This is a genomic window from Variovorax sp. GW822-FHT04E09 (genome assembly GCF_058800845.1).
In genome coordinates this window covers 223,715-246,469 of the sequence record NZ_JBXAMR010000001.1, presented here as the reverse complement: position 1 = coordinate 246,469, position 22,755 = coordinate 223,715, and the positions used below count along the sequence as shown (strand labels likewise).

At 67.0% G+C, this 22,755-nt stretch carries 22 protein-coding genes and 3 tRNA genes; 13 read left to right on the top strand and 12 right to left on the bottom strand.

Annotated features, from left to right (window positions below):
* The first annotated feature begins 81 nt into the window (after positions 1-81).
* Positions 82-166 (top strand) — tRNA-Leu (locus tag AC1RL8_RS01190).
* 271 nt (positions 167-437) lie between these two features.
* Positions 438-524, top strand: a tRNA-Leu gene (locus AC1RL8_RS01185).
* Between the two features lie 84 nt (positions 525-608).
* Here AC1RL8_RS01185 and rimO read toward each other — a convergent pair.
* The 6 genes from rimO to AC1RL8_RS01155 form a co-directional block, all read right to left on the bottom strand.
* The gene (gene rimO / locus AC1RL8_RS01180) at positions 609-2,015 is read right to left on the bottom strand and encodes a 30S ribosomal protein S12 methylthiotransferase RimO (protein ID WP_492685573.1); all 1,407 of its coding nucleotides are present in this window, start codon (positions 2,013-2,015) and stop codon (positions 609-611) included.
* Between the two features lie 82 nt (positions 2,016-2,097).
* Positions 2,098-2,658: a polyhydroxyalkanoate synthesis repressor PhaR gene (gene phaR / locus AC1RL8_RS01175; RefSeq protein WP_062480702.1), complete on the bottom strand. Its 561-nt coding sequence runs from the start codon at positions 2,656-2,658 to the stop codon at positions 2,098-2,100.
* A gap of 69 nt (positions 2,659-2,727) precedes the next feature.
* On the bottom strand, positions 2,728-3,051 hold the full coding sequence (locus AC1RL8_RS01170) for a hypothetical protein (RefSeq protein ID WP_307693744.1): 324 nt from the start codon (positions 3,049-3,051) through the stop codon (positions 2,728-2,730).
* Positions 3,052-3,318: 267 nt separating this feature from the next.
* Positions 3,319-3,395 (bottom strand) — tRNA-Val (locus AC1RL8_RS01165).
* A 38-nt stretch (positions 3,396-3,433) separates the two neighbouring features.
* Entirely contained in the window at positions 3,434-5,623 is a 2,190-nt protein-coding gene (locus AC1RL8_RS01160) for a RelA/SpoT family protein (RefSeq protein WP_062480706.1), read from the bottom strand.
* Between the two features lie 58 nt (positions 5,624-5,681).
* Positions 5,682-6,635, bottom strand: coding sequence for an alpha/beta fold hydrolase (locus tag AC1RL8_RS01155; RefSeq protein WP_492685571.1), 954 nt, complete (start codon positions 6,633-6,635; stop codon positions 5,682-5,684).
* A 68-nt stretch (positions 6,636-6,703) separates the two neighbouring features.
* Between AC1RL8_RS01155 and AC1RL8_RS01150 the strand changes: the two genes are divergently transcribed.
* Positions 6,704-7,474, top strand: coding sequence for a 3-hydroxybutyrate dehydrogenase (locus tag AC1RL8_RS01150; RefSeq protein WP_492685570.1), 771 nt, complete (start codon positions 6,704-6,706; stop codon positions 7,472-7,474).
* 64 nt (positions 7,475-7,538) lie between these two features.
* On the opposite strand, the gene AC1RL8_RS01145 is transcribed toward AC1RL8_RS01150, so the two are convergent.
* Together AC1RL8_RS01145 and AC1RL8_RS01140 are read right to left on the bottom strand one after the other, a co-directional pair.
* Positions 7,539-8,246 carry an SIMPL domain-containing protein gene (locus tag AC1RL8_RS01145; protein ID WP_492685569.1) on the bottom strand — a complete coding sequence of 236 codons (708 nt, stop codon included), beginning with the start codon at positions 8,244-8,246 and terminating at the stop codon, positions 7,539-7,541.
* Between the two features lie 54 nt (positions 8,247-8,300).
* Positions 8,301-8,738: a hypothetical protein gene (locus tag AC1RL8_RS01140; RefSeq protein WP_223301309.1), complete on the bottom strand. Its 438-nt coding sequence runs from the start codon at positions 8,736-8,738 to the stop codon at positions 8,301-8,303.
* A gap of 95 nt (positions 8,739-8,833) precedes the next feature.
* On the opposite strand from AC1RL8_RS01140, the gene ompR reads away from it, so the two are divergent.
* Positions 8,834-9,565: an osmolarity response regulator transcription factor OmpR gene (ompR, locus tag AC1RL8_RS01135; RefSeq protein ID WP_007837017.1), complete on the top strand. Its 732-nt coding sequence runs from the start codon at positions 8,834-8,836 to the stop codon at positions 9,563-9,565.
* Between the two features lie 77 nt (positions 9,566-9,642).
* Positions 9,643-11,064, top strand: coding sequence for a sensor histidine kinase (locus AC1RL8_RS01130; RefSeq protein WP_062480711.1), 1,422 nt, complete (start codon positions 9,643-9,645; stop codon positions 11,062-11,064).
* A 9-nt stretch (positions 11,065-11,073) separates the two neighbouring features.
* On the opposite strand, the gene ispF is transcribed toward AC1RL8_RS01130, so the two are convergent.
* Both ispF and ispD read right to left on the bottom strand, forming a co-directional pair.
* On the bottom strand, positions 11,074-11,565 hold the full coding sequence (gene ispF, locus AC1RL8_RS01125; protein ID WP_070060518.1) for a 2-C-methyl-D-erythritol 2,4-cyclodiphosphate synthase: 492 nt from the start codon (positions 11,563-11,565) through the stop codon (positions 11,074-11,076).
* Positions 11,562-12,275 (bottom strand): 2-C-methyl-D-erythritol 4-phosphate cytidylyltransferase, encoded by a 714-nt coding sequence (ispD, locus tag AC1RL8_RS01120; protein WP_062480715.1) that lies wholly within the window; start codon positions 12,273-12,275, stop codon positions 11,562-11,564. The genes ispF and ispD overlap by 4 nt, the downstream gene beginning before the upstream one ends.
* A 118-nt stretch (positions 12,276-12,393) precedes the next feature.
* Here ispD and mfd point away from each other — a divergent pair, with 118 nt between their 5' ends.
* The 3 genes from mfd to AC1RL8_RS01105 are packed head-to-tail and all read left to right on the top strand — an operon-like array spanning position 12,394 to position 17,647.
* On the top strand, positions 12,394-15,876 hold the full coding sequence (gene mfd, locus AC1RL8_RS01115) for a transcription-repair coupling factor (protein ID WP_070060516.1): 3,483 nt from the start codon (positions 12,394-12,396) through the stop codon (positions 15,874-15,876).
* Positions 15,873-16,586 carry a phosphoserine phosphatase SerB gene (gene serB, locus AC1RL8_RS01110; protein ID WP_492685568.1) on the top strand — a complete coding sequence of 238 codons (714 nt, stop codon included), beginning with the start codon at positions 15,873-15,875 and terminating at the stop codon, positions 16,584-16,586. The genes mfd and serB overlap by 4 nt, the downstream gene beginning before the upstream one ends.
* Positions 16,583-17,647 (top strand): Ldh family oxidoreductase, encoded by a 1,065-nt coding sequence (locus tag AC1RL8_RS01105; RefSeq protein WP_492685567.1) that lies wholly within the window; start codon positions 16,583-16,585, stop codon positions 17,645-17,647. The genes serB and AC1RL8_RS01105 overlap by 4 nt, the downstream gene beginning before the upstream one ends.
* 7 nt (positions 17,648-17,654) lie before the next feature.
* Here the strand turns inward: AC1RL8_RS01105 and AC1RL8_RS01100 are convergent, their stop codons facing one another.
* Positions 17,655-17,981, bottom strand: coding sequence for a DUF6172 family protein (locus AC1RL8_RS01100; RefSeq protein ID WP_492685566.1), 327 nt, complete (start codon positions 17,979-17,981; stop codon positions 17,655-17,657).
* A 57-nt stretch (positions 17,982-18,038) separates the two neighbouring features.
* Between AC1RL8_RS01100 and AC1RL8_RS01095 the strand changes: the two genes are divergently transcribed.
* Positions 18,039-18,266 carry a hypothetical protein gene (locus AC1RL8_RS01095; protein WP_013541760.1) on the top strand — a complete coding sequence of 76 codons (228 nt, stop codon included), beginning with the start codon at positions 18,039-18,041 and terminating at the stop codon, positions 18,264-18,266.
* 9 nt (positions 18,267-18,275) lie between these two features.
* Here AC1RL8_RS01095 and AC1RL8_RS01090 read toward each other — a convergent pair whose 3' ends face one another.
* Positions 18,276-19,463 carry an aminotransferase-like domain-containing protein gene (locus tag AC1RL8_RS01090; RefSeq protein ID WP_492685565.1) on the bottom strand — a complete coding sequence of 396 codons (1,188 nt, stop codon included), beginning with the start codon at positions 19,461-19,463 and terminating at the stop codon, positions 18,276-18,278.
* 139 nt (positions 19,464-19,602) lie between these two features.
* On the opposite strand from AC1RL8_RS01090, the gene AC1RL8_RS01085 reads away from it, so the two are divergent.
* From AC1RL8_RS01085 to AC1RL8_RS01070, 4 genes are read left to right on the top strand one after another with little or no spacing between them, the layout of a single operon-like run.
* Positions 19,603-19,860: a helix-turn-helix domain-containing protein gene (locus AC1RL8_RS01085; protein ID WP_492685564.1), complete on the top strand. Its 258-nt coding sequence runs from the start codon at positions 19,603-19,605 to the stop codon at positions 19,858-19,860.
* 9 nt (positions 19,861-19,869) lie between these two features.
* Positions 19,870-21,225: a type II toxin-antitoxin system HipA family toxin gene (locus AC1RL8_RS01080; protein ID WP_492685563.1), complete on the top strand. Its 1,356-nt coding sequence runs from the start codon at positions 19,870-19,872 to the stop codon at positions 21,223-21,225.
* The gene (nth, locus tag AC1RL8_RS01075; RefSeq protein ID WP_095745121.1) at positions 21,222-21,869 is read left to right on the top strand and encodes an endonuclease III; all 648 of its coding nucleotides are present in this window, start codon (positions 21,222-21,224) and stop codon (positions 21,867-21,869) included. The genes AC1RL8_RS01080 and nth overlap by 4 nt, the downstream gene beginning before the upstream one ends.
* A gap of 22 nt (positions 21,870-21,891) precedes the next feature.
* Positions 21,892-22,749, top strand: a complete 858-nt coding sequence (locus AC1RL8_RS01070) for an Ivy family c-type lysozyme inhibitor (RefSeq protein ID WP_492685562.1) — start codon at positions 21,892-21,894, stop codon at positions 22,747-22,749.
* Positions 22,750-22,755 lie beyond the last annotated feature (6 nt).

The window sequence follows — 22,755 nt, the reverse complement described above, 5'->3', positions numbered from 1 at the left end:
GCTGCTGGAAGTGACATTATTTTTGATATGATCTCCTTCTTTCCTGAAATTCAAAACGTGACTGCTTCTGCAGTCATGTGGGCCCAGATGGCGGAATTGGTAGACGCACTAGTTTCAGGTACTAGCGAGTAACATCGTGGAGGTTCGAGTCCTCTTCTGGGCACCAAGTTTAAACAGACCTTTACCAGGTCATCCGATTGAAGCCACCGGTCTCCGGTGGCTTTTTTCATGGCCGCTCGAAACTGCATCAAACGGGAGACGCGATCGTCAGATCACGCCCCTTGATGCCGGCCATGCACGCACGATCGCACCCACCCGCCTTGGGCAGGACATCCGCCGCACGAGCGATGTCGCGCAGAAGTTGAAATTTCGACACGCTCAAAAGAGCGCGCCAAATTTGTGTATATAATCGTAGTCTTTGCTGAGAAGCAAAATTAGCCCAGATGGCGGAATTGGTAGACGCACTAGTTTCAGGTACTAGCGAGTAACATCGTGGAGGTTCGAGTCCTCTTCTCTGGGCACCAAGATTGAACAGACCCTTACCAGGTCTTCTGACAAAAGCCACCGGCCTCCGGTGGCTTTTTTCTTGGCCGTTTGAATCAGGCGCATCAAACGGGCAACGCGATCAGGTCGTGGCCTTCAGCGCCCACGATGCGTGCACGCGTGAACTCGCCGACCTTCATCGTCTTGCTGATCTTCTCGGGCGGCAGGAGGCGAACGGTGCCGTCGATCTCCGGTGCGTCGGCGTACGTGCGCCCCACCCCACCCTTGCGGCCCAGCGCCGGCGCTGAATCGACCAACACCTGCATCGTCGAGCCGATGCGCTTTTGCAGCTTGGCGATCGACACGGCCTCGGCCACCTCCATGAAGCGGGCGCGGCGCGCTTCGCGCTCGGCCTCGGGCAGCATGCCCGGAATGTCGTTGGCGGTGGCGCCCTCGACCGGGCTGTAGGCAAAGCAGCCGGCACGATCGATCTCGGCTTCGCGGATGAAGTCGAGCAGGTGCTCGAACTCCTGCTCCGTCTCGCCCGGGAAACCGGCGATGAAGGTGCTGCGGATCACGAGTTCGGGGCAGACCTCGCGCCAGCGTGCGATCCGCTCCAGGTTCTTCTCGCCGCTGGCCGGCCGCTTCATGCGCTTGAGCACGTCGGGGTGGCTGTGCTGCAACGGCACGTCGAGGTACGGCAGCACCAGGCCGCTCGCCATCAACGGAATGATTTCGTCGACGCTCGGATAGGGGTATACGTAGTGCAGGCGCACCCAGGCGCCATACGGCTCGGCAATTTCGCCCAGCGTGCGCACGAGTTCGAGCATGCGGGTCTTGACCGGCTTGCCGTCCCAGAAGCCGGTGCGGTACTTCACGTCGACGCCGTAGGCCGAGGTGTCCTGGCTGATCACCAGCAGTTCCTTCACGCCGCCCTCGAACAGGGCCTTGGCTTCGCTGAGCACATCGCCCACCGGACGCGAGACCAAGTCGCCGCGCATCGAGGGAATGATGCAGAAGGTGCAGCGGTGGTTGCAGCCTTCGCTGATCTTCAGGTAAGCGTAGTGCCGCGGCGTCAGCTTGAGGCCGGCCACGCCGAAGGTGTTCGGCACGAGGTCGATGAACGGATCGTGCGGCTTCGGCAGGTTGGCGTGCACGGCATCCATCACCTCTTGCGTGGCATGCGGGCCGGTGACGGCCAGCACGCTGGGATGCATCTGGCGCACGAGGTTGCCGCCCTGGTCGCCGGTCTTGGCGCCCAGGCAGCCGGTGACGATCACGCGGCCGTTCTCGGCGAGCGCTTCGCCGATGGTGTCCAGGCTTTCCTTCACGGCATCGTCGATGAAGCCGCAGGTGTTGACGATGACGAGGTCGGCGCCCTCGAAAGTCTTGGCGGTTTGATAGCCCTCGGCACTCAGCTGGGTCAGGATCAATTCGGAATCGGTCAAGGCCTTGGGGCAACCAAGGCTGACGAAGCCGACCTTGGGGGCGGTCGACGTGACGGTACGTTCAGGGGAGGCAACTTCGCTCATAGGCCTCTATTGTCCCAGCTATCGGTGACAGCGGGGCATTCATCGGGCAGTCACCCCATTCAGGCGGGCCGCCGCGCGGCGCTCAGGGGCGCTTGATGCCAAAGGCGCCCAGCACCTGCTCGGTGTTTTTCTGCATCTGCTCCTGCATCTGCAGGAAGACGTTCTTCGATTGCTCGACGTAGTTGCCCATCAGCCCCTGGATCATCGGCGACTGCATGGTCATGAAGCGCGACCACATCTCGGGCGTCAGGCCCTCGGCCTTTTCGGCGAGCTGGGCCTGCATCTCGGTCATGGCCTGGATGTTCTTCTCGAGGTAGGGGCCCATGTAGCCCTGCATGGCCTGGCCGTAGAAGCGGATGATGTTGGCCAGCACCTGCTCGGTGAACATCGGCGCGCCGCCGGCCTCTTCTTCCAGGATGATCTGCAGCAGGATGCTGCGCGTGAGGTCGTCGCCGGTCTTGGCGTCGCGCACCACGAACTGCGCGTTCTTGATGACCAGCTGCTTGACCTCGGTCAGCGTGATGTACGTGGATGTCTCCGTGTCGTAGAGCCGTCGGTTGGGGTACTTCTTGATCACACGCTGGACCGGCTTCACCCCGGACTTCTTGCTCTGCACTACAGACTCCTTCACATGGACGCCCATGTCATCGGATGATTCTAGGGAGCGGTTTTGCTGCATCGCGACAAGGTTTACCCTGACCGTGATTCTTCTTCAGGCATCCGACGCCGTCGCGTACTCGGCACCGCACGCATGACACGCTGCAGTTTCGGGACGCTCCGGGGTCGACAACCTGAATCGCAGCGGGATCTTCTGCCCGTAGACCACCCAGCACCGGGGGCAATGCTCCTGCCCCGCCGTCGGAAGATAGGCGCGTGCGCGCTGCTCGGCGCGCTCCTCGGTCACTGGCATGCCCTGTCGTTGTGCACGCGCCACTTCGCGTGCGGCCATGGTGTCGGCGCGGCCGGCGGCAAGGTCATTGATGCCGTAGACCGCGCGCGCGAATTCAAGAGGGGCTTGCTTGAGCAATGCGGCCACGCGGTGGTCGGCGTGCGCCCGATCAACTGGCGTTGATCGCGTATTCATCAGATCGCTTATCAAGGAAATTCGAGAAGGTTGGCAGACCGCTCAAGGTAGCACAACCACATGGCTCAGGCACCTTGCCTGCACCGCGCGAGGGGCCGCCCGTGAAAGGAGTTTTCGCTTGCGCCGATCACTCAGGACGACCGGGCTGATCCAGAGACAAACACGTCGCCCAAACGACGAACGGGTTGCAGCGAAATCGCTGCAACCCGTGTTTGAATTTGGTAGGCGCGATTGGATTCGAACCAACGACCCCCACCATGTCAAGGTGGTGCTCTAACCAACTGAGCTACGCGCCTAAGAGAAGCATCGAGTATAGCAGGAGAAATGGCCCTTTTCAGCGCCGACGTGCAGATCGCACACCAGTCACTGCAGTCACCACACTCAACACCTGCGTCAAACGCGCGGCATCGGCGATTTCCACGGTGAACGTCATCCACGCCGTGCCCTTGATCGACTGCGTCTGCACGCCGATCACGTTCATCTTCTCGCGCGCAAAGACATCGGAGATATCGCGCAGCAAACCTTGGCGGTCGGCCGCTTCCACTGCCACGTCGACTGCATAGACCGGTGCATCGGCGCCCTTCTTCGGCAGGCCCCATTCGACATCGATCACGCGTTCGCCGTCCTTCGCGGCCATCGTGCGGAAGTTGCTGCAATCCGCGCGATGCACGCTGACGCCATGGCCACGTGTGACGAAGCCACGGATGGCATCCGGTGGCGCCGGCTTGCAGCACTTGGCAAGCTGCGTCATCAGCGACGACACGCCCACCACGAGCACGCCGCCCTTGCCCGACTTCTCGCTGCCGCGCGCCTTCTTGATCTGCACGCCGTCGTCGGGATTCAGTGCCGGCTCGGGCGGACGCAGCAGCGTCTCGATGTTGCGCAGCGAAAACTCGTCCTTGCCGACCACCTCGAACAGATGGTCCGCCGACTTGAAGCCAAGCTGCGAAGCCAGGTCTTCGAGCCGCATGGCCGTCTTGCCTTCGCGCTGCAGCAGCTTCTCGACGGCTTCGCGTCCACGCGCCACGGTCTCGTGCGTGATCTGTGCGTTGAACCAGGCGCGCACCTTCGCGCGTGCGCGGTGGCTCGCCAGATAACCGAGCTCCGCATTCAGCCAGTCGCGCGACGGACCGCCTTCCTTGGCCGCCATGATCTCGACCGTCTGCCCGTTCGACAGCGGCGTGTTCAGCGGCACCATCGCGCCATCGACACGCGCACCGCGGCAGCGATGCCCCAGCGTCGTGTGCACCGTGTAGGCGAAGTCGACCGGCGTGGCGCCCTGCGGCAACTCGACGATGGCGGCATCGGGCGTGAGCACATAGATGCGGTCGTCGAACAGCCCCTGCCCCTGCAACCCACCCGACAGGTCGCGTTCCCAGGCCAGCAGCTGGCGCAGCACGGCGATCTTGGCGTCGTACTCGCCGCTCGCCCAGACACCGGCGTAGCCCTTGTGGCCCGCTTCCTTGTAAGCCCAGTGCGCGGCCACGCCATGTTCGGCGTGGTCGTGCATTTCCTCGGTGCGGATCTGGATCTCGATCGGCTTGCCCACCTTGCCGTCGACGATCTCGCGCACCACCGTGTGCAGCGACTGGTAGCCGTTGGGCTTGGGCCGTGCGATGTAGTCGTCGAACTCTTCGTCGATGGGCTGGAAGTGCGAGTGCACCCAGGCCAGCGCGGCATAGCAGTCCTTCACGTCCGGCACCACCACGCGCAGCGCGAGGATGTCGAAGACCTGCTCGAAGTCGAGCGACTTGCCGCGCATCTTCTTGACGATGCTGTAGATGTTCTTCGGGCGTCCCTGCACCGTGGCCTTGACGCCTTCGGCCTGCAGTTCGTGCTCCAGCTGCGAGCGCAACTGCTCGACGTGGCCTTCGCGCTCGATGCGCTTCTCGTCGAGCAGGCGGGCGATCAGTTTGTAGGTTTCGGGCTCGAGAAAGCGGAACGAGAGGTCTTCGATCTCCCACTTCACCTGCCAGATGCCCAGCCGGTTCGCGAGCGGCGCAAACACCTGCAGCGACTCGCGCGCCACGCTCTCGGGCGCGGGCTGCTTGCTGGCTGCCGCGTGCCGCAGCGTCTGCAGGCGCGAGGCCAGCCGCAGCATGACCACGCGCAGGTCGCGCGAAAACGCCAGCAGCATCTTGCGCACGTTCTCGGTCTGCGCGCCGGCGCCTTCGGCGTGGTGCCCTTGCGAGGCGGTGCGTGCCTGCTCCTGCACGCGCACGAGCTTGGTGGTCTCGACCGCGAGCGCTGCGAAGTTGTCGCCGAAGACCTTGGCGATCACTTCCTGCGGGCGGTTCAGGTGCTGGCAGGAATACACGAGGTAGCTCGCGGCCTGCATCGCCTCGGAGCCGCCCATCTTCGCAACGATGGCGGCCACCGCATCGGCGTGCGCCAGCGTGTTCTCGCCGGTGTCGAGCTTTTCGTCGGCGATCAGCGGCTCGGCGAACGCGCGGGCGCGCGCCAGCATGTTCTCCATGACCGGCGAGCGGTCGGCCGTGGCGGCCGACAGCGGGTAATCGACCATGACGCCGTCGGACAGGGGTGCCGTCTGAAGGTTCGCAGACTCTCGCTTCACGATGCCCTCAATCGAACAGGAAATTCGTGACGACGGCGACCTGTGCGGGATCGACGAAAGTCGGCGCGTGCCCCACGCCCTCGAACTCGACGAGCGTGGCACGCGGCCCGCGCTGCGTCATCGCCGCCGCCGTCTCGGGCGACAGCAGGTCGGACACCGCGCCGCGCGTGAGCAGCGCGCGCGCCTCGATGGCGTCGTACAGGCTCCACATCACCGCCCCGCCCTGCGCCGCGATCTCGGGCGTGATGGCGCGCAGCGGCACGCCGATGGCCGGGTCGTAGTGCAGCACCCAGGCGCCCTCGCCCACCGCGCCGGCGCTGGCGGTCTTGGCGGCACCGTCGACGCTGCGCTCGGACGCCGGCACCACCATGTGCTGCGACAGCGCGCGCCACTGCTCGGGCGTGTGCGGCCCGAACGTGGTCGACAGGGCCCACATCGCGTCGGCCGCGGCCTGCACGCTCGGAAACTGGCCGCTCTTGCCCACATACGCGCCGATGCGCTGGATGGCAGCGGGCTCGACCGTGGGACCGACATCGTTCGCGACGAAACGGCGAATGGGCCGTGGCAGCGGCAGCTCCTTGTGACCGGCCAGCACGAAGCCGATCAGCCCGCCCATGCTGGTGCCGACGTAGTCGAGCGTGTCGATGGGATGCTCGCCATGCAACTGCGCGATCAGCGTCACCATGTCTGCGGCATACACGGGCACTTGATAGAAAGCGGGATCGCGCAGCCAGTCGCTGCGCCCGCGCCCGACCACGTCGGGGCAGACCACGCGCACGTCGCCGCCCGCGCGCGCCACGATGGCCTGCGCGAGCACGTCGAAATCGCGCCCCTGACGGGTCAGCCCGTGCACGCAGATCACGACATGTGCGCTCTGCGCGTCACCCCATTGCCAATAGGCCATGCGATGACCGCCCTGGGCGTCGTTGCAGGCCACGTCGTGAAGGGTCGGTTCTGTCATGGAAACGGAGGGGTTCGGGTGCGGATAATGGTCTCGTTGCATCCTAATTCATCCGGAGATTGATCTTCATGCTCAAAGGCAAAACCGCGCTTGTCACGGGGTCCACCAGTGGCATTGGCTTCGCCATCGCCAAGGCGTTGGCCCAACAGGGCGCACACATCGTGCTCAACGGCTTCGGCGACGCCGACACTCCCAAGGCCCAGATCGAGGCGCTCGGCGTGCGCACCGAGTACCACGGGGCCGACATGAGCAAGCCCGACCAGATCGAGGACATGATGAAGTTCGCGGCGTCGAAGTTCGGCCGCGTCGACATCCTCGTCAACAACGCCGGCATCCAGCACGTGGCCAAGGTCGAGGACTTCCCGACCGAACGTTGGGACGCGATCCTCGCGATCAACCTCACGAGCGCCTTCCACACGACGCGCCTGGCGATCCCCGCGATGCGCGAGGCCAACTGGGGCCGCATCATCAACGTGGCGTCGGCGCACGGGCTCGTGGCCTCGGCGCAGAAGTCCGCCTATGTCGCAGCCAAGCACGGCATCGTCGGCCTGACCAAGTCGGTGGCGCTCGAAACCGCCACCACCGGCGTCACCTGCAACGCGATCAGCCCGGGCTGGGTGCTCACGGCGCTGGTGCAAAAGCAGATCGACGACCGCGCGGCCCGCGAAGGCATTTCAGCCCTCCAGGCGCAGAACGAATTGCTGGGGGAAAAGCAGCCCTCGCTGCAGTTCACGACGGTCGAGCAACTGGGCGGGCTGGCCGTCTTCCTGAGCTCTCCCGCGGCCGATCAGGTGCGGGGCGTCGCCTGGGCCATGGATGGCGGCTGGACGGCTCAGTAAATAAACAGAGACAACGAAAAAACGCCGGCGGCACTCGCTCGCCGGCGCTGCGCTCTTTGCCTTCTTACTTGAGCTGCACCGAGCCGGAGACGTTCACGACCACGCTGGTCTTGCCCGCTTCCACCGGCACGGCCGAATCGGCGGCCGAGAACGACTTGGCCTGCATGCCCATCACGCGCGGACGGATCGGGCCGCTGTCGTTCGCGTTCACCGACACCTCGCGCAGCGTGTAGCCGCCGAAGCCGAAGCCCTTGGCCAACTCGCCGGCCTTCTGCTTGAAGTTGTCGATGGCGATGTTCTGCGCCTCGGTCTCGGTCTTGGCGCGCTGTTCGCGGCTCAGGCCGAAACCGACGTTGCCCACGCTGAGCGTGCTGATGCGCCCGGCCGTCTGGGTGATGCGCGCGAAGTCGCGGCCTTCGAGCACGAGCTCGGTCGACCCCTGCCAGCCGTTGATCTTGCCGTCCTTGGTGTAGCGCGGCGAAAGGCTGAAGTTGCCGGTGCGCACGTCGAGCTGGCCCGGCTGCGCATTCTTCTTGGCCTCGGCCAGCGCGGCGTCCAGCGCCGTCTTGAGCTGGGTCTGCACGGTGCCCGCCTCGGCGGCGTCGCGCGTGGTGATGAGGGTCATGCTCAGCAGGTCTTGCTGAACTTCGACGGTGCCGGAGGCCGACAGCTGGAGCACGTTTTGTGGAGCAGGCATGACGGCATTCTGGGCCAAGGCGGCGCCGGCAAAGGTCAGCGCGGCGCAGGCCGCGATCAATTGAACAGTCTTCAAGACAGATTTCTCCCTGGTGGATGCGAGGAAAAGCCCTCGCCCGCGCCTTCTTCTTCAGTGGCGCAGGCTGCGCGGCGCGGTTTGCGGACTGGCGACGGGCTGCGGTACCGGCACGATGCGCTCGGCAGGCTGTGATTCTGCCGAATTCAGAAGAACACCCGTTCCCGCAGGCACCCACTGCCCCCGGACCTGCTGCCTCAGCTCGAAGAGTTCGCCCGCCGTGAGACGACGCCCCGCCAGCGCTTCGCCGCGGCGCTGCTCTTCCCGCTGGGCCGCCCGGTGCGCGGCCACGGCATCGCGCACTTCGCTGCGGCGCCCTTCACTGACCCGCAAAAACCCTTCGGAAGCGACGGACGTCGCACCACAGGCGCATGCGAAAAAAAGCAGAGGCAAGGCAGAAAAAGAAGGTCTCATCGCGCAATCGTCATAAGGCAGCACGGACTGTGCCACCGCCGGGCAAAGCCCGGATGACCAGACGGCGAGCGGCCGCAAGTTGTGTAACTTAGTGTCAACCACTACGGAATTCGGCAGCAATGGGGTCCTAACGCCTTCAGAATCGGCGCTGTTACAAATTCAACGTTGTAGAAATGACTCAAGTTCCCGCTCGCACCGACAAGATCGTGATCGTCGACGACGACGCCCGCATCCGCGACCTGCTGCGCCGCTACCTGACGCAGGAAGGATTCGAAGTGATCGTGGCCGAGGACGGCAAGGCGCTCAACCGCATCCTGTTGCGCGACACGGTCGACCTGATCGTGCTCGACCTGATGATGCCCGGCGAAGACGGCCTCTCCGTGTGCCGCCGTCTGCGTGCCGCCAACGACCGCACGCCGATCATCATGCTCACCGCCAAGGGTGAGGACGTGGACCGCATCGTCGGTCTCGAAGTCGGCGCCGACGACTACCTCGGCAAGCCCTTCAACCCGCGCGAACTGCTGGCCCGCGTGCACGCTGTGCTGCGCCGCCGTCCGCCGCTCGAGGCGCCCGGCGCCCCCTCCACCGAGAACGAGACCGTCACTTTCGGCCCGTTCGCCTTCGACCTCGGCTCGCGCACCCTGAAGAAGGACGGCGAAGAACTCTCGCTGACCACCGGCGAGTTCGCGATGCTGAAGGCGCTGGTGCGCCACCCGCGCCAGCCGCTGTCGCGCGAAAAGCTGGCCCAGCTGGCACGCGGCCGCGAATTCGAGCCCTTCGACCGCAGCCTGGACGTGCAGATCTCGCGCCTGCGCAAGCTGGTCGAGTCCGACGCCGCGGCGCCGCGCTACATCCAGACCGTCTGGGGCGTGGGCTACGTGTTCGTGCCGGACGGCACGGCCTGACGACCCGCTGAGAGGTGGCCATCGGCCTCCATTCCGCCCGACCTGACCCGGCCCAGGAGGACGGTGCGCAGGTCACGATGCCGAGCCCGCTCGAAGCGAGCGCGCAGCGTGACCGCCGCCCCGGCCTCAAGCTGGGTTTCAGCCTTTTCTGGCGCACCTTCTTCCTGCTCGCACTGCTGCTGATCGGCTGCACGGTCGCGTGGCTGCAGACCTTCCGCTCGCTCGAGTACGAGCCACGCGCCATCCAGACCGGACACCAGATCGCCTCGCTCGTGAACCTCACGCGCGCGGCGCTCGTGTACTCGGACGCGATCACGCGGGTCTCGCTGATCAAGACGCTGGCCGACCAGGAAGGCGTGCGCATCCTGCCGCGCGAGCCCAACGACCGCTTCCAGCCCTACACCAGCGGCGCGCTCGACGAGCGCGTCACCGAAGAGCTGATCGCCCAGCTCGGCGAAGGCACCACCGTCGCCAGCCGCGTGAACGACGAGCCGGGCCTGTGGATCGGCTTCACCATCGAGAGCGACACCTACTGGCTGCTGCTCGACCCCACGCGCTTCAGCCGCGTGGGCGGGCGCACTTGGCTGGTCTGGCTCAGCACGGCAATGGCGCTGTCGCTCGCCGGCGCGGCGCTGATCACGCGGCTCATCAACCTGCCGCTCAAGCAGCTGTCGCGCGCCACCTTGCAGGTGCGCGAGGGCGAGTACGAGGCGCACCGGCTCGACGAGCGTGCCCGCACCAACGAAATCCGCGCGGTGAACATCGGCTTCAACCGCATGGCCGACCAGCTCGCCAAGATCGAGCAGGACCGCGCCATCATGCTGGCCGGCATCTCGCACGACCTGCGCACGCCGCTCGCGCGGCTGCGGCTCGAAACCGAGATGAGCGTGGCCGACGAAGACGCGCGCGACCACATGGCCGCCGACATCGCGCAGCTCGACGCGATCATCGACAAGTTCCTCGACTACGCCCGCCCCGACCACGTCGACCAGCGCCCCGTGCTGCTGCGCGACGTGATCGACGCCTGCACCTACGCCGTACAGGACTACGAAGAGATGAACATCCACGTCGACGTGCCCGCCGACCTGAAGGTGATGGGCGACGAGGTGGAGCTCACGCGCGTGATCTCCAACCTGGTCGAGAACGCCCGGCGCTACGGCAAGACGCCGTCGACGGGCGTGGCCGACGTCACGATCCAGGCGCAGGCCAACAACGACGCGGTGCTGATCAAGGTGCGCGACCACGGCGCGGGCGTCGAGCCCGCCCTGCTCGTGCAGCTGACCAAGCCCTTCTTCCGCGGCGACGCAGCGCGCACCTCGGCGGCCGGCGCCGGCCTGGGGCTGTCGATCGTGGCGAAGAACATCGAGCGCATGGGCGGCACCTTCGCGCTCACCAGCACGCCGGGCCGGGGCCTCGCGGCCCACATCCGGATGCCGCGCGCGATGCCGGCGGGCAGCAGCAAGCCCGGCGAGGTGCCGGGCAAGAAGCAGGTCGCCTGAGGACGCGCGTCAGCGGTGCAGCAGCACCGCGGCGCGGGCTTCCATCGCCCGGCCCTCGCCCACCGGGCCGAGCTTCTCGGCCGTCTTGGCTTTCACATTGACCTGATCGAGCGCGATGCCCAGCGTGTCGGCGATGCGCTGGCACATGGCCGGGATGTGCGGCGCCAGCTTGGGCGCCTGCGCGATCACGGTGCTGTCGACGTTGCCGATTTCCCAGCCGGCGGCCCGCACGCGACGCGCCGCCTCGGCCAGCAGCACGGCCGAATCGGCGCCGCGGAACTGGGCGTCGGTGTCGGGAAAATGCCGGCCGATGTCGCCCAGCCCGGCCCCGCCGAGCAGCGCGTCGGTGATGGCGTGCAGCAGCACGTCGGCGTCCGAATGCCCGAGCAGGCCGGTGGTGTGCGGCACCTCGATGCCACCCAGGATGAGCTTGCGCCCCGCCACCAGCTGGTGAACGTCCCAGCCTTCGCCGATGCGGATGTTGAACGGTGTCGTCGTCATGCCATGGCCTTCTTGCGGCCGAGCAGCACCGCCTCGGCCAGTGCGAAATCTTCGGGGAAGGTGACCTTGAAGTTCTGCGCGCTGCCGGGCACCAGCAGCGGCGCCAGGCCGAGGGTCTCGATGGCGCTGGCCTCGTCGGTCACCACGTCGCCCACGCGCTCCAGCGCGTCGAGCAGCATGCCGATGCGGAACATCTGCGGCGTCTGGGCCAGCCACTTGTCGGCGCGCGGCAGGGTCTGGGTCGAGCGGCTGTCGGTCGACGAGACCTTCAGCGTGTCGGCCAGCCGCTGCGCCAGCAGGCCGCCGACGGCATCGTGCTCGCAGGCGGCGATGAGCGCCTCGATCTGGCTGGACGTGACCAGGCAGCGCGCCGCGTCGTGCACCAGCACCCAGTCGTGCGGCCCGGCGCCCTTCTGGCGCAGCGCCGCCAGGCCGTTGCGCACCGAGGCGGCGCGCGTCAGGCCGCCCACGCGCAGCAGGTATTCGCCGGTCACCGGGAAGCGCGGCAGCGCCGTCTGCACCTCGCGGTCGTCGGGCGACACCACCACGGCCACGCCCGCGAAACGCCCGGCCAGCGCGCGAAACGCGTCCACCGTGTGGGCCACCATCGACTGGCCCGCCAGGCGCCGGTACTGCTTGGGCTGCGCGCCGCCGGCGCGGTGGCCGGAACCGGCACACGGGATCAGCACGTAGAAACGGGAAGAAGACATGGAGGGTGCGGCACGGGCCGATGGCCGACAAGCGGATAAGGGGCCGCCATTCTAGAATTGACATTCGCACACCCCTCGCCGTCCGGCGCGGGGTGTCGTGCATTTTTCGAACCGCTCCATGGACCTCCCCCTTCTCCCGGCGGGCAAGCGTTTCACGCTGCCGCGTCCCCCGTTGTCCGCCGACGCGCTGATGCTGGCCCAGCTCGGCATGCGCGAGAAGGCCGCGGGTCGCGCCACCGCGATGTTCACCGCCGACGCGAACGACGCCCAGCGGCTCATCGACGAAATCGCCTTCTTCGCCCCCGAGCTGCGCTGCGCCCTGTTCCCCGACTGGGAAACGCTGCCCTACGACAGCTTCTCGCCGCACCAGGACCTGATCAGCGAGCGCCTGGCCACGCTGTGGCGCATCAGCCAGAAGGAGGCCGACGTGGTGCTGGTGCCCGCCACCACCGCGCTGTACCGGCTGGCGCCGCCCGCCTTCCTGGCCGGCTACACCTTCCAGTTCAAGGCCAAGCAGAAGCTGCAGGAGTCCAAGCTCAAGGCGCAGCTCACGCTGGCCGGCTACAGCCATGTGACGCAGGTGGTGAGCCCGGGCGAGTACGCGGTGCGCGGCGGCCTGATCGACCTGTTCCCGATGGGCTCGCCGGTGCCGTTCCGTGTCGACCTGTTCGACGACGAGATCGACTCCATCCGCACCTTCGACCCCGACACCCAGCGCAGCCTGTACCCCGTGCCCGAGGTGCGCCTGCTGCCGGGCCGCGAGTTCCCGATGGACGACGACGCCCGCGCGCGCTTTCGCAGCCGCTGGCGCGAACTGCTCGAGGGCGACCCGACCAAGAGCCGCATCTACAAGGACATGGGCAACGGCGTGGCCACCGCCGGCATCGAGTACTACCTGCCGCTGTTCTTCGACGAGACGGCCACGGTGTTCGACTACCTCGGCCCCGACGCCACCGTCGTGCTGCACGGCGACCTCGAACCCGCGTTCCAGCACTTCTGGCAGGACACCAACGAGCGCTACCGCCTGGTGCAGGGCGACCCCGAGCGCCCCGCGCTGCCGCCCGAGGCGCTGTTCCTCAACGCCGAGCAGTTCTACCAGCGCGCCAAGCCGCATGCGCAGCTCGCCATCCGTGGCGACATCGCCACCGACGCCCCCTACGCCGAGTTCGACAAGCTGCCGCCCTTTGCCGTCGTGCGCGGCGCCGAAGACCCGCTGGTCGGCCTGAAGGCCCACATCGCCGCCACGCCGCACCGCGTGCTGCTCATCGCCGAGAGCGACGGCCGCCGCGAGAGCCTGCTCGACTTCCTGCGCGCCAGCGGCGTGAACCCGCCGGCCTTCGACTCGCTGGCCGAGTTCGAAGCCTCGGGCGACGAAAAGATCGGCATCGCCACCGCCGCGCTGGCCTCGGGCTTCGCATGGCGCGAACAGGCGATCGACTTCGTCACCGAGACCGAGCTGTTCGCCACCGCGCCCACCACGCGCCGGCGCAACAAGAAGCAGGAACAGGTCAGCGACGTCGAAGCGCTGATCAAGGACCTGTCCGAACTCAACGTGGGCGACCCGGTGGTGCACAGCGCGCACGGCATCGGCCGCTACCGCGGCCTGATCCACATGGACCTGGGCCAGGGCACGGGCGCCGACGGCAAGCCGCTGCTGCAGGAAATGCTGCACCTGGAGTACGCCGACAAGGCCACGCTCTACGTGCCCGTGAGCCAGCTGCACCAGATCAGCCGCTACACCGGCGTGAGCGCCGACGAGGCGCCGCTGCACAAGCTGGGCTCCGGCCAGTGGGAAAAGGCCAAGCGCAAGGCCGCCGAACAGGTGCGCGACTCGGCCGCCGAGCTGCTCAACATCTACGCCCGCCGCGCCGCGCGCGAGGGCCACGCCTTCCGCTACTCGCCGGCCGACTACGAGGTGTTCGCCAACGACTTCGGCTTCCAGGAAACCGCCGACCAGAAGGCCGCCATCCACGCCGTGGTGCAGGACATGATCTCGCCCCAGCCGATGGACCGCCTCGTGTGCGGCGACGTGGGCTTCGGCAAGACCGAGGTCGCGCTGCGCGCCGCCTTCATCGCCGTCACCGGCGGCAAGCAGGTGGCGTTTCTCGCGCCGACCACGCTGCTGGCCGAGCAGCACTACCAGACGCTGGTCGACCGCTTTGCCAAGTGGCCGGTGAAGGTGGCCGAGATGAGCCGCTTCCGCTCCGCCAAGGAAATCACCGCCGCCGCCAAGGGCCTGGCCGAGGGCCAGGTCGACATCGTGGTCGGCACGCACAAGCTGCTCTCGCAGTCGGTCAAGTTCAAGAACCTGGGCCTGCTCATCATCGACGAGGAGCACCGTTTCGGCGTGCGCCACAAGGAGGCGATGAAGGCGATGCGCGCCGAGGTCGACGTGCTCACGCTCACCGCCACGCCGATTCCGCGCACGCTGGGCATGGCGCTCGAAGGCCTGCGCGACCTGAGCGTGATCGCCACCGCGCCGCAGCGCCGGCTGGCCATCAAGACCTTCGTGCGCAACGAGGGCACCGGCGTGATCCGCGAAGCCGTGCTGCGCGAATTGAAGCGCGGCGGCCAGGTCTACTTCCTGCACAACGAGGTCGAGACCATCGAGAACCGGCGCCAGAAGCTCGAAGAAATCCTGCCCGAGGCCCGCATCGCCGTGGCCCATGGCCAGATGCCCGAGCGCGAGCTGGAGCGCGTGATGCGCGACTTCGTGGCCCAGCGCTACAACATGCTGCTGTGCTCGACCATCATCGAGACCGGCATCGACGTGCCCACCGCCAACACCATCGTGATGAGCCGCGCCGACAAGTTCGGCCTGGCGCAGCTGCACCAGCTGCGCGGCCGCGTCGGTCGCTCGCACCACCAGGCCTATGCCTACCTCATGGTGCCCGACACCGAGGGCCTGACCAAGCAGGCCTCGCAGCGGCTCGAGGCGATCCAGCAGATGGAAGAACTGGGCTCGGGCTTCTACCTGGCGATGCACGACCTGGAGATTCGCGGCACGGGCGAAGTGCTCGGCGAGAACCAGAGCGGCAACATGATGGAGATCGGCTTCCAGCTCTACAACGAGATGCTCAGTGAAGCCGTGCGCTCGCTGAAGGCCGGGCAGGAGCCCGACCTGCTCTCGCCGCTGTCGGTCACCACCGAGATCAACCTGCACGCCCCGGCCCTGCTGCCCGACGATTACTGTGGCGACGTGCACCTGCGGCTGTCGTTCTACAAGAAGCTCGCCACCGCGAAGAACCCGGACCAGATCGACACGCTGCTGGAAGAAATCGTCGACCGCTTCGGCAAGCTGCCGCCGCAGGCGCAGACGCTGATCGACACGCACCGCCTGCGCGTGCTCGCGCGGCCCTACGGCGTGGTCAAGGTCGACGCGGCGCCGGGCATCATCAACATCACCTTCCGCAAGGACGCGCCGGTGGACGGCATGGCCATCATCCAGTTGATCCAGAAGAACAAGCACATCAAGCTCGCCGGCAACGAGAAGCTGCGCATCGAGCGCGAACTCAAGGAGCCGAAGGACCGCGCCCAGATGGTGCGCGACGTGCTGCGCAGCCTCGGACAACCCCTCGTCAAGGAAACCGCCCCCGCATGAGCGCTACGACTGAAATCTCCCCCGGCCTCGTCCTACAGCGCGTGAAGCCGCCGCTGAAGCTCGCCGATTTCAAGCTGATCGCGTTCGACATGGACTCGACGCTGATCAACATCGAGTGCATCGACGAGATCGCCGATGCCGTCGGCAAGAAGGCCGAGGTGGCCGCGATCACCGAGGCCACGATGCGCGGCGAGATCAAGGACTTCAAGGAAAGCCTGCGCCGCCGCGTGGCGCTGCTGCAGGGCGTGCCCGTGGCCGCGCTGCAGCAGGTGTACGACGAGCGCCTGAAGCTCAACCCCGGCGCCACCGAACTAGTGGCGGCCTGCAAGAAGGCCGGCCTCAAGGTGCTGCTGGTGTCGGGCGGCTTCACCTTCTTCGCCAACCGCGTGAAGGACCGCCTGGGCATCGACTTCGCGCGCTCCAACCTGCTCGACGAAGCCGACGGCCAGCTCACCGGCCAGGTCGTGACGCAAAGCTGGGGCGACATCTGCGACGGCGCCGAAAAGCGCCGCACGCTGCTCGAAGTGGCCTCGCTCATGGGCATCTCGCCGCAGGAAACCATCGCCGTGGGCGACGGTGCCAACGACCTGCCGATGATGGGCGAGGCCGGGCTGTCGGTGGCCTATCACGCCAAGCCGAAGGTGCGCGAGCAGGCCATGGTGGCGATCAACCAAGGCGGGCTCGACCGCGTGCTGGAGATCCTGAAATGACAGACGCCGCCCCGCTGTACCGCGCCGACGCGCTGCGCGACTACGCCAGCGCCCTGCTGCAGAAAGCGGGGCTCGCGGCCTCGATGGCCGACAGCGTGGCGCGCACGCTGGTCGAAGGCGACCTGCTGGGCCACGACACGCACGGCCTCGCGCTGCTGGCCGGCTATGTGAAAGAAATCGAATCGGGCGGCATGACGCGCGACGGTGCGCCCGAGGTGCTGTCCGACCGCCCCGCCGCCGTGCTGTGGGATGGCAAGCGCCTGCCCGGGCCCTGGCTCATGGACCAGGGCATGGACCTGCTGGTGCCGCGTGCGCGCGAACTGGGCACCGCCTCGCTCGTGATCCGCCGCAGCCACCACATCGCCTGCCTCGCCGTCTACATGCTGCGCGCGCTGCAGGAAGACATGCTGATGCTGCTGGCCTGCTCCGACCCCAACACCGCCAGCGTCGCGCCCTTCGGCGGCACGCAGGCCGTGTTCACGCCGAACCCGCTGGCGATGGGCTTTCCGCTGTCGCAGGGCGGCGTGATGGTCGACATCTCGGCCTCGATCACCACCAACGGCATGAGCAACCGCAAGCGCGCGGCCGGCGAGACCTTCGCCGAGGAATGGCTCATCGATGCATCAGGCAAGCCGTCGAACAACCCGCAGGTGCTGTTCGACCAGCCGCCCGGCACGCTGCTGCCCGTGGGCGGCCTGAGCCATGGCCACAAGGGCTACGGCATGGCGCTGCTGGTCGAGACGCTCACGGCCGGCCTCGCGGGCCACGGCCGCGCCGACCCGCCCGAAGGCTGGGGCGCGACGGTGCACCTCACACTGCACGACCTGAACGCCTTCGGCGGCAAGGCCGCCTTCCTGCGCCAGATGGACCACGTGGCCGAAAAGTGCCGCAACAACGCGCCCATCGACCCGGCCAGGCCTGTGCGGCTGCCGGGTGAAGGCGGGTTGAAGCGTCGGGAAGCGCAATCGGCGAACGGGGTGCGGCTGCACCCGTCGATTGCGCGCTCGCTGCAGGAAGCGGAGCAGCGGCATGGCCTGCGGCTGGCGCAGGCGCTGATCTGACGAAGGCTTATTCCTCGTCGTTCTCGGTGGTGCGATCGGCGGCACCCGCGGGCCGCGGCTGGCGCTTGCCGGGCTTGGCCAGGATCTCGATGTAGAACTGCTTGCCGCCCTCTTTCACCACACCGTCGATGAGGCCGGTGATGGCCGTGAGGTAGATGGTTTCGGCGGATTCCTGGGCGCTGCCGAACCGGCAGTCGAAGTCCCAGAAGTCGGCGCCTTCGGGCAGGTCGCGGCGGCGCTCGCGCTTGATGTACTTGCGGATCTCGTGCTTGACGGCTTCGAGGAGACGGTCGGGGTGCTTGCCCTCGACCTGAAGCTGGAAGGTTTTTCTCATGGGTGATGGTAACCCGCTGTGTAAAGTCGGCGGTTCAAATGGAAAGCAGGTGAAGACATGGCACGCGCAAACGACTGGGCAAGCAAGGTGATGGCATTGGTGAACGGCGGCAACGCCCCGGCGGCCATTGCGCAGATCAAGGTCGCGCCCTCGGTCAAGGATCTGAAGGCGCTGCAGACCATCATGACGCTCTCCAAAATGAAAGGCCGCTATCCGAACGTGGATGCGGCCATTTCAGACAACCTGGACCTGCTGGCAGCGCCCCGGCTGCACCGGTCCCCCTGAACGTCGGCGTTACAGGGCCTGGCCGAGGCGCTTCACGCCCTCTTCGATCTTCTCGATGTCGGCCGTGGCAAAGCTCAGGCGCAGTGTCGCCACATCGGGCTTCTCGGCGAAGAACGGCGCGCCGGGCACGAAGGCCACCAGCTTCTCGATCGCACGCTTGGCCAGCTCGTTGGCATCGGCCAGCTTGCCGTTGGCGCCCGTCAGGCGCGCCCAGAAGAACAAACCGCCGTTGGGCTGCGTGAAGCTCACCGCATCGCCCAGCTCGCGCGCCAGCGCGGCGCCCATGGCCTGCGCGCGCTGGCCGTAGACCTCGCGCACATGCGCCAGCGTGCCGGGCATGCGGCCGCTCTTGAGGTACTGCGCGGCCGTGGCCTGCGCGAAGGTGCTGGTGTGGGCGTCGCTGAACTGCTTGCACATCGTCGCCTTGGCCAGCAGCTCGGGCGGCGCGATCATCCAGCCGATGCGCAGGCCGGGGCTGAGCACCTTGCTCAGGCTGCCGCAATGCGCCAGCAGCTCGCGGCTGCCAGGCACATCCTTGCTCAGCGACATGATCGACGGCGGCGGCGCTTCGCCGAAGTACAGGTCGCCGTAGGGGTCGTCCTCGACGATCAGCGTCTGGTACTTCACGGCCAGCTCGAGCACCTTCTTGCGGCGCTCCAGGCTCAGCATGGCGCCGCTGGGGTTGCCGAAGGTGGGGATCAGGTAGACGAACTTCGGCTTGTGCTCAGCGATGAGCTTCTCGAGCTCATCGGTCTTCACGCCGTTGGCGTCAATGGGCGCGCTGATGAGCTGCGCGCCGTACAGGCGAAAGCACTGGATGGTGGCCAGGAAGGTCGGGCCTTCGACGATCACCTTGTCACCGGGCGAGATCATGGTTTTGCCGAGCAAGTCGAGCGCCTGCTGGCTGCCGGTGGTGACGATGAGGCCGCTGGGGTCCACGTCGACGCCCTTGGTCTTCATGAAGGAACTGAGCTGGTTGCGCAGCGGCTCGTAGCCTTCGGTGGCGCCATATTGCAAGGCCGCGCCGGGCTCTTCGGCCAGCGCCTTCTGGCTCGCCTCCTTCAGGCCCTCGACGTCGAACATGGCGCTGTCGGGAAAGCCGCCCGCAAAACTGATGATGCCGGGCTTGCCCAGCAGCTTGAAGAGTTCGCGGATGGCGGAGGTTTCGACGTTGTCGAGGCGGGAGGCGAATTGCATGGTCAGTCTCACTTTCTGGGCGTCATTGTCGCGAAAGCAGCAGGCAATAAAACTGCGTAGATTTATCACCTTTCAACGATATATTGACAATATCGCCCAAAGACGATAATTTGTATTTACCACCTCAAGGCGGTAAACGATGGACTCCCTCATACATTCTCCGACCCAGCTTTCCGCACACCTGAAGTCGCTGCGCAAGGCCCGCCGGCTGACACAGGCGCAGCTCGGGGCGCTGATCGGCGTCGGCCAGACCCGCATGGCCGACATCGAAAAGAATCCGGGCGCGGTCAACGTGGCCCAGCTGCTCGAGGTGCTGCATGCGCTCGATACGCGCCTGCTGCTGACCTCCGCCGACAAGGCCTCCCCCAGCGCCGCACCGGGCGCCGCCGACTGGTAGCCGCCGCCCATGGCCCATCCCGCGCTCGACATCTGGATGAACGGCGAGTACGTCGGCGCCTGGTTCTGGACACGAACCGGCGTGCCGGCCCTGCGCTACGACGACGCGTGGCTACGCTCGCCCAACGTGCGTGCGCTGTCGCTGTCGCTGCCGATCCCGCACGGCGAGAAAGAACTGCGGGGTCCCGCGGTCGAGAACTACTTCGACAACCTCCTGCCCGACAGCGACCGCATCCGCGAACGTCTGCGCCGGCGTTTTCGCACGGCCAGCATCGAGGCCGCCGACCTGCTCGCGGCCATCGGGCGCGACTGTGTCGGCGCCGTGCAACTGCTCCCTGCCGGCCAGACACCGGAGCCCTTCGACCGCGTCGACAGTGAAGCCCTGACGGAAGACCGCGTGGCGCAACTGCTGCGCAATGTCACCAGCGATCCGGTGCTTGGGCAACGCGACGATGCTGCCGACGACGACTTTCGCATCTCGATCGCGGGCGCACAGGAAAAGACCGCATTGCTGCGCATCGGCGATCGATGGCACCGCCCGCACGGCGCCACGCCGACCACGCACATCCTCAAGCTGCCGCTCGGGCTGGTCGGCAACATGCGCGCGGACATGACCCACTCCGTGGAGAACGAGTGGCTCTGTGCGCGGCTGATGACGGCCTTCGGCTTCGATGTGGCCCCGACCGCCATCGGCCGTTTCGGCGACCAGAAGGCACTGGTGGTCGAGCGCTTCGACCGTCGCTGGATGGACCAAGGTCGTTGGATCGCGCGCCTGCCCCAGGAAGACTTCTGCCAGGCCAGCGGACTGCCCGCAACGCTGAAATACGAGAGCGACGGCGGACCGGGCATCCGGCAATGCCTGTCGCTGCTCGCGGGCAGCAGCGATGCACGAAAGGACAAGGCCATCTTCGTGCGCGTGCAACTGGCGTTCTGGCTGCTGGCTGCGACGGACGGGCACGCCAAGAATTATTCGATCTTCCTGCGCCGAGGAGGCGGCTACGACATGACGCCGCTGTACGACATGCTGTCGATGTGGCCCATCATCGGCAATGGGCCCACCCTCGTGTCCGCGCACAAGGCGCGCCTTGCGATGGCCCTGCGCGGCAAGAATGCCCACTACACGCTGCAGAGCATCCAGACACGCCACTGGCAGGCGCTCGCAGCCCAATCGGGCGTGCCCGATGCCTTCGACACCTTGTGCAGCCTGGTCGCTGATGCGCCGCTCGCGTTGCAGCGGGTCGAGAAGGAACTGCCACCGGACTTCCCCGAGCCGGTATGGCACGCCGTCGAGGCGGGCGTGAGGGCGCAATGCATGCGCTTCGAGGCCGGTCTCGACCAGGCACAGAATTCCACGAAGGCCCCATGAAAAAATCCGACATCCCCCTCTTCTTCGCCACCCTGCAGGCCGCCAACCCCGAGCCGCGCACGGAGCTCGAATACACCACGCCCTTCGAACTGCTGGCCGCCGTGCTGCTGTCGGCGCAGGCCACCGACGTGGGGGTGAACAAGGCGACGCGCCGGCTGTATCCGGTGGCGAACACGCCGCAGGCGATCCTCGACCTCGGAGTGGAAGGGCTGGAGTCGTACATCAAGACGATCGGGCTGTACCGCAGCAAGGCCAAGCACCTGATCGAGGCCTGCCGCATGCTGGTCGAGCTGCATGGCGGCGAAGTGCCGCGCACGCGCGCCGAGCTCGAAGCGCTGCCGGGCGTGGGGCGCAAGACGGCCAACGTGGTGCTCAACGTGGCCTTCGGCGAGGAGACCATCGCGGTCGACACGCACATCTTCCGCATCGGCAATCGCACCGGACTCGCACCCGGCAAGACGCCGCTGGACGTGGAACTCAAGCTCGAAAAGCGCATCCCACCCGAATTCCGCCTGCACGCGCACCACTGGCTGATCCTGCACGGGCGCTATGTCTGCGTGGCGCGCAAGCCGCGCTGCTGGGAATGCGCGGTCTCCACCTTCTGCTCGTTCAAGCCCAAGACGCCGGCCCCCAAGACCGCCTGAGCGGCATCACACCACCTCGCACATGACGACGACAACGACTTTCAAGAAGACGCCTTCCGCCGCCCTCCTCTTCCTCGCAGCGCTGTGCAGCGCGGGCGCCGCCTGGTCGCGCGACGGCGTGCTGCCGCCCGAGACGATGGCGCTCTACGGCGGACGCTGGTCCACCAATTGCGCCGACGCGGCGGCACCGACGCTGCAGGTGCGCGAGGACATGCTGATCGCCGAGCGCGGCAAGCGCCGCGTCGTCGGCCGCCAGCCGGACACGGCGCACAGCTTCTTCGGCAACCAGGCGCCGCCGCCGAACTTCGATGTGGCGCTGATGAGCCGCGTGGGCAAGGGCGACAACGCGATGATGAATTTCCTGGTCTTTCGCGATGCGCGCGGCCAGTCGATCACGCTGAAGGCCGACAAGCCGGTCATGGGCCAGCTGGGGCCGGAGCTGATGAGGCAGCGCTACTGGCGCTGCGATGGTGCGGCGCGCGCCGCGGCGTCGCCCGCCGAACCCGCAGCCGCCGCCCCCAAGCCGCCGGCACCGGCCACGGGCAGCCCGGCCGCCCTCGCCCGGGGTCCCGCGATGGACAAGGCTTGGCGCGCCGCGCTGGGCGCGCGCGAAACCGAGCGCTGGCTGGTGCGCCGCGAAGGCCCGTCGCCCGAGCCGCAATGGGTGACGGTGGACGGCACGCGCTACCTGCTGCACGCCTTCTGCAAGCCGCACGACTGCTACGACCACAACGCGATCGCGCTGTACGACCAGGGCTCGGGCCGGCTCTACGGCCTGGTGCAACGCAACGGGCAGAACCAGCTCCTGGGCGGCCCCTCGCCGCAGTTCGCGGGGCAGCTCGATCGTCTCTGGCGCGAGCAGTGGCGCGCCAAGAACTGACAGCGC

Excerpts from the sequence above, each read along its gene's own strand:
- AC1RL8_RS01080 (WP_492685563.1), top strand. The coding sequence starts at position 19,870 with ATGGCCCATCCCGCGCTCGACATCTGGATGAACGGCGAGTACGTCGGC.
- AC1RL8_RS01085 (WP_492685564.1), top strand. The coding sequence starts at position 19,603 with ATGGACTCCCTCATACATTCTCCGACCCAGCTTTCCGCACACCTGAAG.
- nth (WP_095745121.1), top strand. The coding sequence starts at position 21,222 with ATGAAAAAATCCGACATCCCCCTCTTCTTCGCCACCCTGCAGGCCGCC.
- serB (WP_492685568.1), top strand. The coding sequence starts at position 15,873 with ATGAGCGCTACGACTGAAATCTCCCCCGGCCTCGTCCTACAGCGCGTG.
- AC1RL8_RS01130 (WP_062480711.1), top strand. The coding sequence starts at position 9,643 with ATGCCGAGCCCGCTCGAAGCGAGCGCGCAGCGTGACCGCCGCCCCGGC.
- AC1RL8_RS01150 (WP_492685570.1), top strand. The coding sequence starts at position 6,704 with ATGCTCAAAGGCAAAACCGCGCTTGTCACGGGGTCCACCAGTGGCATT.
- AC1RL8_RS01070 (WP_492685562.1), top strand. The coding sequence starts at position 21,892 with ATGACGACGACAACGACTTTCAAGAAGACGCCTTCCGCCGCCCTCCTC.
- ispD (WP_062480715.1), bottom strand. The coding sequence starts at position 12,275 with ATGTCTTCTTCCCGTTTCTACGTGCTGATCCCGTGTGCCGGTTCCGGC.
- ispF (WP_070060518.1), bottom strand. The coding sequence starts at position 11,565 with ATGACGACGACACCGTTCAACATCCGCATCGGCGAAGGCTGGGACGTT.
- AC1RL8_RS01095 (WP_013541760.1), top strand. The coding sequence starts at position 18,039 with ATGGCACGCGCAAACGACTGGGCAAGCAAGGTGATGGCATTGGTGAAC.
- phaR (WP_062480702.1), bottom strand. The coding sequence starts at position 2,658 with ATGGGCGTCCATGTGAAGGAGTCTGTAGTGCAGAGCAAGAAGTCCGGG.
- AC1RL8_RS01105 (WP_492685567.1), top strand. The coding sequence starts at position 16,583 with ATGACAGACGCCGCCCCGCTGTACCGCGCCGACGCGCTGCGCGACTAC.
- AC1RL8_RS01100 (WP_492685566.1), bottom strand. The coding sequence starts at position 17,981 with ATGAGAAAAACCTTCCAGCTTCAGGTCGAGGGCAAGCACCCCGACCGT.
- rimO (WP_492685573.1), bottom strand. The coding sequence starts at position 2,015 with ATGAGCGAAGTTGCCTCCCCTGAACGTACCGTCACGTCGACCGCCCCC.
- AC1RL8_RS01090 (WP_492685565.1), bottom strand. The coding sequence starts at position 19,463 with ATGCAATTCGCCTCCCGCCTCGACAACGTCGAAACCTCCGCCATCCGC.
- ompR (WP_007837017.1), top strand. The coding sequence starts at position 8,834 with ATGACTCAAGTTCCCGCTCGCACCGACAAGATCGTGATCGTCGACGAC.
- AC1RL8_RS01155 (WP_492685571.1), bottom strand. The coding sequence starts at position 6,635 with ATGACAGAACCGACCCTTCACGACGTGGCCTGCAACGACGCCCAGGGC.
- AC1RL8_RS01160 (WP_062480706.1), bottom strand. The coding sequence starts at position 5,623 with ATGGTCGATTACCCGCTGTCGGCCGCCACGGCCGACCGCTCGCCGGTC.
- mfd (WP_070060516.1), top strand. The coding sequence starts at position 12,394 with ATGGACCTCCCCCTTCTCCCGGCGGGCAAGCGTTTCACGCTGCCGCGT.